This window comes from Arthrobacter sp. H14 (assembly GCF_000520495.1).
In the GTDB taxonomy this organism is placed as follows: Bacteria; Actinomycetota; Actinomycetes; order Actinomycetales; family Micrococcaceae; genus Arthrobacter_C.
Genome location: NZ_KI914649.1, coordinates 5,552 through 8,684, shown reverse-complemented (window position 1 = coordinate 8,684; position 3,133 = coordinate 5,552). Strand labels below are relative to the sequence as shown.

The following is a 3,133-nucleotide window of genomic DNA, read 5'->3' as shown; positions in this document are numbered from 1 at the left end:
GCTGGACCGGCGTCGCACTCTTCGCTGCTGCGCTGACACTGGTGGCAGGCACCATCGCGGCCGCCGCCTTGCGGGAAACGCCGACCGTCTAATCACGGTCACGACCCACTGCTTGCGAAATGCCCGACGACGGCGTAGCGTCTCTCCTCGTGTGTTGCACACTTAGCGCACTCGTTGCACATGTTGCACAGCGTTAATCCGGCCCAAAACGAGAGAGATGAAGTTGGCGATCTTGAACTCAGCGATGCCCGCCAAGGACACAGAGGTTTTCTGCCTCGGCGAGTCGATGGCGCTCGTCGCGCCCGTGGAAGCGGAACCGCTCGAGTTTGCCGAATCCTTCACACTCGGCGTCGGCGGCGCCGAATCGACGGTCGCCCTCTACCTCGCCGAACAGGGGCACGCGGCAGAGTGGGTCAGCCAGGTCGGCGACGATCCGCTGGGCCGGCGGATGCTGCGCACATTGAACCAGCACGACGTCGGCACTTCCCACGTTGCCGTCGTCGAGAACGCTCCCACCGGCGTATATTTCAAGGACCCGCAGCCAGGCGGAACGAAGGTGCATTACTACCGGACCGGTTCCGCGGCTTCCAAGATGACTGCCGACGTCGTCAATTCCCTGCCGCTGGAGGACGCGCGGCTGATGCACGTTTCCGGAATCACCGCCGCGCTGTCCACATCCTGCCGGGAACTGTTGTCTGTGGTGTTCGACCGCTCCGCCGACGCCGGCACGCTGGTCTCCTTCGACGTGAACTACCGCCCGGGGCTGTGGCCGGTCGACGAGGCCGCGCCCGTTCTCCTGGACCTCGCACGCCGGGCCGATGTGGTTTTCGTCGGCCGGGACGAAGCGGAGGTGTTGTGGGGTACGACCGATGCCGCCAGTGTCGCGGAATACATAGCCGGCCGGGGGACAGTAGTAGTTAAGGACAACGACGTCGGCGCAACCGAAATTGCCGGCGGCGCCAGTGTCTTCGAGCCGGCAGAGACGGTCGAGGTGGTGGAGCCGGTGGGTGCCGGTGACGCCTTCGCCGCCGGGTATCTTTCCGCCTTGCTGCGCGGCAGGCCCTCCCGGGGGCGCTTGCTGAATGGTCACCGTCTCGCGGCCCGCGCGCTGGGCAGCGTCAGCGACTTCGTCCCCGCGGGAGGTAGGTAGCCATGTCGCAAAGCATTCAGCGCGCCGCCGACATCCTGGAGTTCATCAGCATCCACCCGCGGACGCCGTCGCAAGTCGCCGAACATCTGAAGGTCCACCGCTCGACGGCGTTGCGCATGCTGCAGACCCTGGCCGATTCCGGGCTGGCCCGCCGCCGCCAGGACGGCCTCTATGGCGTGGGCTACCGGCTGACCGGTCTGGCGAATCTGGCCCGCGAGCAGTTTGACCTGGCCAGCCTCGCAAAACCCGAGCTGGCGGCCTTGGGCCAGCGGTGCTCGCACACCATTCACCTCGCCGAACTGCAGAGCCGGTCCATCGTCTACGTCGACAAGTTCGAGCAACCCGGCATGGTGCGCCTGTACTCGCAGATCGGCCAGCCCGTGCTCCTGCATACGGCCGGCGTCAGCAAGGCGATCCTCGCCCACCAGTCCCCCGCCGTCGTCGAAGGCATGCTTGAGGGCTGCGATTTTGCCCGCTACACGGATGCGACGATCACCTCGCCGGAGGCCTTCCGCGCCGAACTGGAAATCACCCGCGAGCGCGGCTGGGCTGCCGATGCCGGCGAGTACGAGGATTACGTCAACTGCATCGCCATGCCACTGCGCGACGCGAACGGCGCCGTTGTCGCCTCCGTCTCGGTCACGGCGCTGAAGGCACGGGCGGACCTGGGCGAACTGCAGAAACTTCTGCCCGAACTCGAAGAAGTAACAACATCAATATCAAAGGAGATGGGATGGCGCCCGTAAACGAGTGGTTCGATGAGGCCTTCGCAGCCTGCCCGGTGATGGCCATCCTGCGCGGTTTCAGCCCCGACAAGACCGTCGAACTGTCCGAAACCGCCTGGGATCTGGGCATCGACATCGTGGAGGTGCCGATTCAGTCGCCGGACGCGCTGGACAGCCTCGCCGCCGCCACCGCCGCGGGAAAAAAGCGCGGCCGGCCGGTCGGAGCGGGAACCGTCATCAGCATCGGGCAGCTGGAGCAGGCCGCCGCGCGCGGTGCCGCCTTCACCGTCGCACCCGGGTTCGATGCCGCCGTCGCACAGGCCAGTATCGACGCCGGACTCCCCCATTTGCCCGGCGTCGCGACGTCGACGGAGATCCAGAGCGCGCTCAATCTGGGGCTCACCTGGATCAAGGCATTCCCGGCCACCTCGCTGGGGCCCGGGTGGTTCCGCGCCATGCATGGGCCCTTCCCGACTCTGAAGATCGTGGCCACGGGCGGCATGAGCACGGTCAACGCGAAGGAATACTTCTCCGCCGGCGCATCCGTGATCGCCGTGGGCTCCGCCTTGGAAGATCCGTCACAGCTGGACCAGCTGTCCAAACTCGCCGCCCGGCCGCAGTAACAGCCCCCGCCCGCAGCAGTAGCCACCCGGGCACAACCCCTATCCATTCCTTGCACGAAGGGACTGCATGAAAGTCACCAAACTAACCACGTATCAGGTACCCCCGCGCTGGTTGTTCCTCAAGATTGAGACCGACGACGGCGTCACCGGCTGGGGCGAACCGGTCATCGAAGGCCGAGCCGCCACCGTGGCCGCCGCCGTCGAGGAACTCTCCGACTACGTCGTCGGCAAGGACCCCCGGCACATCGAGGACCTGTGGAGCACTATGTACCGCTCCGGCTTCTACCGCGGCGGGCCCATCCTAATGAGCGCCTTGGCCGGCATCGACCAGGCCCTCTGGGACATCAAAGGCAAGACTTTCGGCGTACCCGTCTCCGAACTGCTCGGCGGATCGGTGCGCGACCGGATCCGGGTCTACTCCTGGATCGGCGGTGACCGACCGGTCGAGGAACTCTCCGACTACGTCGTCGGCAAGGACCCCCGGCACATCGAGGACCTGTGGAGCACTATGTACCGCTCCGGCTTCTACCGCGGCGGGCCCATCCTAATGAGCGCCTTGGCCGGCATCGACCAGGCCCTCTGGGACATCAAAGGCAAGACTTTCGGCGTACCCGTCTCCGAACTGCTCGGCGGAT

General features: G+C 66.0%; 3 protein-coding genes and 1 pseudogene. All 4 read left to right on the top strand.

From position 1 onward, the window contains the following. The first annotated feature begins 217 nt into the window (after positions 1-217). Positions 218-1,150, top strand: coding sequence for a sugar kinase (locus tag Y707_RS0110160; protein WP_253905124.1), 933 nt, complete (start codon positions 218-220; stop codon positions 1,148-1,150). A gap of 2 nt (positions 1,151-1,152) precedes the next feature. Continuing rightward, positions 1,153-1,896, top strand: a complete 744-nt coding sequence (locus Y707_RS0110155; RefSeq protein ID WP_026535001.1) for an IclR family transcriptional regulator — start codon at positions 1,153-1,155, stop codon at positions 1,894-1,896. Further along, positions 1,884-2,498: a bifunctional 4-hydroxy-2-oxoglutarate aldolase/2-dehydro-3-deoxy-phosphogluconate aldolase gene (locus tag Y707_RS0110150; RefSeq protein WP_026535000.1), complete on the top strand. Its 615-nt coding sequence runs from the start codon at positions 1,884-1,886 to the stop codon at positions 2,496-2,498. The genes Y707_RS0110155 and Y707_RS0110150 overlap by 13 nt, the downstream gene beginning before the upstream one ends. A gap of 67 nt (positions 2,499-2,565) precedes the next feature. After that, positions 2,566-3,133, top strand: a pseudogene (locus Y707_RS24995) (hypothetical protein); the annotation flags it as partial.